The sequence below is a fragment of the Mesorhizobium sp. M7A.F.Ca.CA.001.10.2.1 genome, assembly GCF_003998575.1.
GTDB lineage: Bacteria > Pseudomonadota > Alphaproteobacteria > Rhizobiales > Rhizobiaceae > Mesorhizobium.
Genome location: NZ_RZQY01000310.1, coordinates 1 through 6,775, shown reverse-complemented (window position 1 = coordinate 6,775; position 6,775 = coordinate 1). Strand labels below are relative to the sequence as shown.

Genomic DNA, 6,775 nt, shown 5'->3' with positions numbered 1-6,775 from the left:
GGATGGCGCCGACCATCAGCAACAGGCTTGCCGGCAGCCGTGAGACGATCAGCTCGGTGACTTCGGAGCGCTGGATGTAGGAGCGGCCGAGATCGCCGCTGATGAGCTTCGTAAGATAGCGCCAGTACTGGACGATGAAGGGCTGGTCGAGGCCGAGCTGCTGGCGGATGTTCTCAACCGTCTGCGGCGTGGCGCTGCGGCCGGCGATCTGGCGCACCGGGTCGGCCGGCAAGAGATAGAGCAGCGCGAAGGTGATCAGCGAGACGCCGAGCAGGATCAGCAGCGACTGGATCAGGCGGCGGCCTAGATAGGCGATCATGCCCGGCCCCTTTGCGTCGGATCGAGGATGTCGCGCAGCGCGTCGCCGATCAGGTTGAAGGCCAGTGCCAGCGCCAGGATCGCCGCACCGGGGAAGAACACCAGCCAGGGTGCTGCCTGGAAGTAGGTCTGGTTCTCGAAGATGATGTTGCCCCAGGACGAGGTCGGCGGCTGCACGCCAATGCCGAGGAAGGAGAGCGTCGCCTCCAACAGCACCGTGGTCGAAATGCCGAGCGTGCCCCAGACGATGATGGTCGGCAGGAGATGCGGCAGGATGTGGCGAAACAGGATGCGCGGTGCGCTCGCCCCGATGGTGCGCTCGGCGTCGATGAACTCGCGTTCGGCGAGCGAAGAGGTCTCGGTGTAAATAACGCGGGCGGTCTGCACCCAGTTGACCAGCGCGATGACCATGGCGACGATCCACAGGCTCGGCTCGAACACCGCCGCCAGGCAAATGGCGAGCAGCAGTGCCGGAAAGGCCATCATCAAATCGGTGAAGCGCATCAGCGCACTGCCGATCCAGCCGCGGAAATAGCCAGCAACAACACCGACCAGCGTGCCGATGAACAGCGCCACGCCATTGGCGACGATGCCGATGATCAGCGAGGTGCGGGCTCCGTAGAGGATGCGGGTCAACAGGTCGCGGCCGAGCAGGTCGGTGCCCAGCCAGAATTTTGCATCCGGCGGCAAGGGCGAGCCCTCGATGGTCAGGCCGTCGAACATCTGCTCGTTGGGATCGTAGCCTGTCAGCCATGGCGCCAGCACGGCGCCGGCAACGACAATGGCGACGATCACCAGCCCAAGCAGTGCCAGACGGCGCCTGACCAGCCGGCGCCAGACGCCGGCGCGCGGCTTGACCGGCATGCGCCCTGGCGCGGTGAGATCAGGCGCGATGGGACTGGTCATCGCCGCCTTCTTCCCCCGTTGCTTCTTCACTTGTCATGGCCACGATCCGCCGCGCGGCATCCTCGACGCTGATCTGCCAGCTCATCGCCAGCGAGCGAAGCTGCGCATAGGCGCGGCCGTCATCGGCGCCTTTCGCCAGTGCCGTCACCGCGCGCACGATGGTCTGGCGCTCGGCGACGCGCTGGCGAAGCGAGGCGATTTCGCTGGCCAGGTGTTTTCGCGCCTCGAAACTTTGCCTTGCGATCAGCAGTGCGCTGTAGACGCCGGCATTGCCGACCGGCTTCAAGAGTTGGGCGTCGGCCTTGTGCGACAATGCCCATTCGATGCGGCCGGGCGCCTCGGAGCCGATCAGCGCCACCAGCGGCATCGGCGCTTCGCCCGGCTTCCACGGGAATTGCTCGTCGAAGCCGAGATCGGCGTCGAAGAAGACGAAATCGGCCGCCAGCGCCTCGGGCGGTAGTTCGGGCCAGCAGTCCAGCGTGATCAGGCCGATGGCCGACAATTGCCTGGTGATCGCCTGCACCGTCGGGTGCGGACGGTGCAGGATGAAGGCCCTGGCGCCGCCGAGATTGGGGATGCGTGGGGTTCTCGTCACGACACCACCCTCAGGCGCGGGCGGCCGAATGTTTTTGCCGGGTCGTAGCGCGACAGATACGGGTCTGGCGCGACTTCGTCCTCGCGGCTGACGACCTCGAAGAAGCCATCCGCGATGCGCCCGATGATCACCGGCAGCGTCGCGTGCTGGGAATGCGCGTCGATGGCGATCGGCCCGAGCCGGGTGGAGAAGCGGCGTTCTGCGAAGGCTCTGGAAAATTCCGCCGGACCGGCTTCGGAATTGCTGGAGAGCACGTCGGCCATCACCTGCACGGAGGCATAGGCGGAGGCCTCGAAAGACGAGGCGAAGGCGGCCGGCCGCGGCGCGAAGTACGGCCCGACCGACAGGTGCCCTTTCCCGGATACGCCGATCGCCGGCAACTCTCCTTCGGTGAGGTTGCAGGAGATGACGGGACAGGTTTCCGGGCGGAAGGCAGGATCCTCATTCCCGAGATCGCAATAGGCCGCCAGGAAGGCGTAGGAAGTGGTGCCGATCAGGTTGTTGAGGATGAAGTTCGGCCGTGTGGCACGGATCTCCGCGATCAGCCGCGACACGTCGGTCTCGCCGATGCGCAGATAGCGTTCGCCCAGCACCTTGCCGCCGGCATCGGCGATCAGGTCGCGGGCGACGCGGTTCATCTCCCAGCCCCAGATGTAGTTCGAGCCGAGCAGGAAACCGTTGGCGCCGAAACGCGGCACGACATGCGCCATCAGCGGCACCAGATGCTGGTTGGGGCAGGCGTGCATGTAGACGACGTGCTCGTTGGCCTCGAAGCCCTCATAGGGGCAGGCGTACCAGAGCATGCCGCCCGCCTTCTCGAGCACCGGAATGGTTTCCTTGCGGCTCCACGAGGTGACGCAGCCGACGACATGGCGCGCGCTGCTGGTCCTGAAAATATCCTCGCACAGCGTCGCGTAACGGTCCGCATTGCTTTGCGGATCGCGCTCGACCGGCACCAGTTCGATGCCTGAGCTGCGATCGGCGTTGATGTCGGCGATGGCGCGCATGGCGCCGATGCGGCACGCATCGGAGACGAGCTGATAGCTCCCCGAGCGGGAATACAGGATGCCGATCTCGATATGCCGTTTCAAACAGATCCCCAAAATGACAATGCCTCGCAGCCAGCGCCGGAAGGGCGAGGCATACGAGGCATTCTTGCCGCCCGGCGATCAGAGCCGGTATTTTGCGCTAGCGTATTCTGTCCGGCGGGTCAGTCAAGCCCTCAACGGTATTTGCGTGACCGTCATCGCCGTTTCGCTGCCGCCGGCTATCTGGCCGATCTGGCCGCCGGCCTCTGACCGTGTTGACGCGCATAGGTCACGCAGGCGTCCACCGTGCTGACACAAAGCGCGTCGCGCCTGTTCGGCAAATTGTTGTCGCCGGCATAGGCAACTTCGGCGACGCGGCCGTCGACCATGCGAATTTGCGTGTCGCAATAACCGCCGGGAGCGACATTGACGGAGCCGCCGACCGCCGGGATCGCGCCTACCGCTAGAGTCGGAACCACAATGCTGAGATTGCCGCGCTGGACGATGCGCTTGTAGGTCCAGATCTGGCCCGATCGGCCGGCGTTGGCGGTGGCGGTCGGAAACCCGGCGCACATTCGAACATCGGCTTCGCTGAGGCCGACCATCTCCTTGCGGGCGGCCGCCGCCGTTGGATCAACCTTGGCGATACGCGACGTATCGTCGGGAACGACGCAGGAAGACTGGATTCCCACACAGAGAACAGCGAGGGCAAGCTTTTGAATGCAGGAAAATATCATGCCGACTGTCAGATTGGCCCGATGTCAGATTTGCGTGGCGCCCGCCGCTCCTTTCTACCTAGGCAGACAGGCGAAGGGATCAACCCGTTCAGCTTCACGAAAAAGTGGCTGTGGCTGCAACATCGAGGATTGCGCATCACGGGTCTGCATCTCACGCAGGACTAATGGCCCTGCAAGTGCTTCCGGCGCCAGGCGGCGGGCGCTTCGCCGACCCGCGCGCGAAAGAACCGTGAAAAATACGCCGGGTCGTCGAAGCCGATCTCGTAGGCGATGTCCTCCACCGTGCGTACGGTAAACAGCAGCAGACGCTTGGCCTCCAGCAGCCGCCTTTCGCTGACGACCCGCTTGACGCCGGCGCCCAGCACAGCATGGGCAGCCTTGTCGAGAAGATGCGGCGTGGTGGCCAGCGCCTCGACGTAGCGATCGACCGGCCAGTTGTCGCGGAAATGCGTGTCGGCGAGCCGGCGCAGGCCCCGCGCCAGCGAAGCATCGGAAGAGGCAGCGGAGGCGGTCACGCCGGGGCTCAGGCGCGCAATGTGGGAGAGTGCGACGGCGATCAGCGCCGGCAGGACCCTGTCATTGCCGGCTTGCGCCTCGGCATATTCGGCGGCGATCATCTCCAGCACCGCCGCCAGTCTCGCCCACGCCGCGTGTCGTGGCAGACCGTCGGCAAAGACCGGCCTGTCCAGCGGCAGCAGGCTGTGAGCGGCGATGGCCGCGAGCGCGCCGTCGGCGACCGAGACGACGATGGCGTCGGTGCCGGGTCCGATCGAGAAGCCATGCACGACAGCGCTCGGCACGAAGCTGACGGCAGGCGCCGAAAAGTCCCAGGATCGGTCTTCGATACGGTAGGTGCCGGAGCCGCTGGTCCAGTAGGTGATCTGGCCCATCTGCGGATGCTTGTGCGCCGCAACCTGACCAAGATGGATATTGCTGCGCGCAAGCACCGTCTCGACATGCAGGAAACCGACATCGAGCGGCCTCACCGGCTCGCCATAGACGAAGAAGTCGGGGATGGAATTCTGGCTCATGGCGCCTGAAAAAGTCCAATCGGTTTTGCCGTTCCGTCCATAACCGAAGCATGCCCAAGGCGCTAGTGTTGCGACTCAAGAGGAGGACCATCATGCGATCAGAAGACTTCCGCACTGATAAGGCACGGCCGTTCACCGGGGCTGAGTATCTGGAGAGCCTGCGCGACGGCCGCGAGGTCTATATATACGGCGAACGCATTGCCGATGTCACCACGCACCCGTCGATGCGCAATTCGGCGCGGTCGCTGGCGCGCCTCTACGATGCGCTGCATGATCCCCTGCGGCGGGACACGCTGACCTCGCCGACCGACACCGGCTCGGGCGGCTACACCCACAAATATTTCCGGGTCGCCAAATCCTCGGCTGAGCTTGTTACCCAGCAGACGGCGATCGCCGAGTGGTCGCGCATGTCCTATGGCTGGATGGGGCGCACGCCCGACTACAAGGCGGCGCTGATGAACACGCTCGGCGCCAATGCCGACTGGTACGGGCCGTTCAGGGACAATGCTCTGTCCTGGCACAAACGTGCGCAGGAAGCCGCACTGTTCATGAACCATGCCATCGTCAATCCGCCGATCGACCGCCACAAGCCGGCCGAACAGGTGAAGGACGTCTTCGTCCACATCACCAAGGAGACGGATGCCGGCATCTATGTCTCCGGCGCCAAGGTGGTGGCGACGTCCTCGGCGCTGACCCACTACAATTTCCTGGCGCAGGGCTCGGCGACGATCACTGAGGATCCGTCGCTGTCGGTGATGTTCATCGTGCCGATGAATGCACCGGGGATAAAGATGTTCTGCCGCGTCTCCTACGAGCAGACGGCCAACACGGTGGCGGCGCCCTTCGACTATCCGCTGTCGTCGCGCTTCGACGAGAACGATGCGATCCTGGTGCTCGACAATGTCTTCATCCCCTGGGAGGACGTGCTGGTGCTGCGCGATGCGCAGAAGATCCTGTCCTTCCACCCGGCATCCGGCTTCATGCATGGCTACTGCTTCCAGGGCTGCACGCGTTTCGCCGTCAAGCTCGACTTCCTCGCCGGCCTGCTGGCCAAGGCGCTGCGCGCCACGGGCGGCGATGCTTTCCGCGGCAACCAGGCGGCACTGGGCGAGGTCATCGCGCTCAGGCACATGTTCTGGAGCTTTTCCAACGCCATGGCCTACAACCCGATCCCGTGGGCGAATGGCGCGGTGCTGCCCAATCTGGAAGCCGCGCTCGCCTACCGCACCTTCATGTCGGAAGCCTATCCGCGTGTCATCGACACCGTGCGCCGGGTGATCGCGTCCGGGCTGATCTACCTGCCGTCGTCGGTGCGCGACTTCAACAACCCCGAGATCGACAAGTATCTGGCGCAATATGTGCGTGGCTCCAACGACATGGGCCACATCGAGCGCATCAAGATCATGAAGCTTTTGTGGGACGCGACCGGCACCGAGTTCGGCGGCCGCCACGCGCTCTACGAGCTCAACTATGCCGGCGCGCCGGAAGAGGTGCGGCTGCAGGTGCTGAAAGGAGCTGAACGCGGCGGGCGGCTGAAGGCGATGGAAGAGCTCGTCGACACCTGCATGGCCGACTATGACGAGAATGGCTGGACGGGCGATACCTGGTTCAATCCGCTTGTCTCAACGGCCGAGTGAATTAGATGGCCACGCAGATTTCGAAAACCGATTTCCGCGACGCCATGGCGAGGGTCTGCGCGCCGGTCAACATCGTCACCACCGATGGGCCGGCAGGACGCGGCGGCTTCACCGCCACCGCCATGTGCAGCGTCTCCGACGAGCCGCCGACGCTGCTGGTCTGCATGAACGGGCGCTCGACGCAGGCCGCCATGTTTCTGTCCAACCAGCGCTTCTGCGTCAACGTGCTGATGCATGACCACATGCATCTGGCGGGAAAATTCGCCGGCGCGACCAGGGACATGGAGGCACGCTACGCCTCGGCGCGCTGGCAGACGCTGACCTCCGGCACGCCGGCGTTGTCGGATGCGATCGTCAATTTCGATTGCGAGATTGAGACTGTGCATGTCGTCGGCACGCACAATGTCATGATCGGCCGCGTCATCGATGTCCGGCACGGCAGCGGCGGCTCGGCCCTGCTCTATGTCGACCGCAGCTATACGCAGCCGACGCGGCTGGGCAGCTTTGGCGGGTGAGGCCGGGC

At 64.6% G+C, this 6,775-nt stretch carries 7 protein-coding genes and 1 pseudogene; 2 read left to right on the top strand and 6 right to left on the bottom strand.

Annotated elements, in window-relative coordinates; translation table 11 throughout:
• From EN964_RS19840 to EN964_RS19815, 6 genes and pseudogenes are all read right to left on the bottom strand, one after another.
• Positions 1 to 319 (bottom strand): annotated as a pseudogene (locus EN964_RS19840) (glutathione ABC transporter permease GsiC); the annotation flags it as partial.
• A complete protein-coding gene (locus EN964_RS19835) occupies positions 316 to 1,182 on the bottom strand; it encodes an ABC transporter permease (RefSeq protein ID WP_127387289.1) in 867 nt (288 codons plus the stop codon). The gene EN964_RS19835 and the pseudogene EN964_RS19840, both read right to left, overlap by 4 nt.
• Before the next feature lie 19 nt (positions 1,183 to 1,201).
• A complete protein-coding gene (locus EN964_RS19830) occupies positions 1,202 to 1,819 on the bottom strand; it encodes an ANTAR domain-containing response regulator (RefSeq protein ID WP_127268207.1) in 618 nt (205 codons plus the stop codon).
• The gene (locus EN964_RS19825) at positions 1,816 to 2,910 is read right to left on the bottom strand and encodes a transporter substrate-binding protein (protein WP_127268206.1); all 1,095 of its coding nucleotides are present in this window, start codon (positions 2,908 to 2,910) and stop codon (positions 1,816 to 1,818) included. The genes EN964_RS19830 and EN964_RS19825 overlap by 4 nt, the downstream gene beginning before the upstream one ends.
• A gap of 176 nt (positions 2,911 to 3,086) precedes the next feature.
• The gene (locus EN964_RS19820; protein ID WP_127268205.1) at positions 3,087 to 3,584 is read right to left on the bottom strand and encodes a hypothetical protein; all 498 of its coding nucleotides are present in this window, start codon (positions 3,582 to 3,584) and stop codon (positions 3,087 to 3,089) included.
• A 161-nt stretch (positions 3,585 to 3,745) separates the two neighbouring features.
• Entirely contained in the window at positions 3,746 to 4,615 is an 870-nt protein-coding gene (locus EN964_RS19815; RefSeq protein WP_023810826.1) for a helix-turn-helix domain-containing protein, read from the bottom strand.
• 92 nt (positions 4,616 to 4,707) lie between these two features.
• Here EN964_RS19815 and EN964_RS19810 point away from each other — a divergent pair, with 92 nt between their 5' ends.
• The gene (locus tag EN964_RS19810) at positions 4,708 to 6,252 is read left to right on the top strand and encodes a 4-hydroxyphenylacetate 3-hydroxylase N-terminal domain-containing protein (RefSeq protein WP_127268204.1); all 1,545 of its coding nucleotides are present in this window, start codon (positions 4,708 to 4,710) and stop codon (positions 6,250 to 6,252) included.
• 5 nt (positions 6,253 to 6,257) lie between these two features.
• Entirely contained in the window at positions 6,258 to 6,767 is a 510-nt protein-coding gene (locus EN964_RS19805; RefSeq protein ID WP_127268203.1) for a flavin reductase, read from the top strand.
• The last annotated feature ends 8 nt before the right edge of the window (positions 6,768 to 6,775 follow it).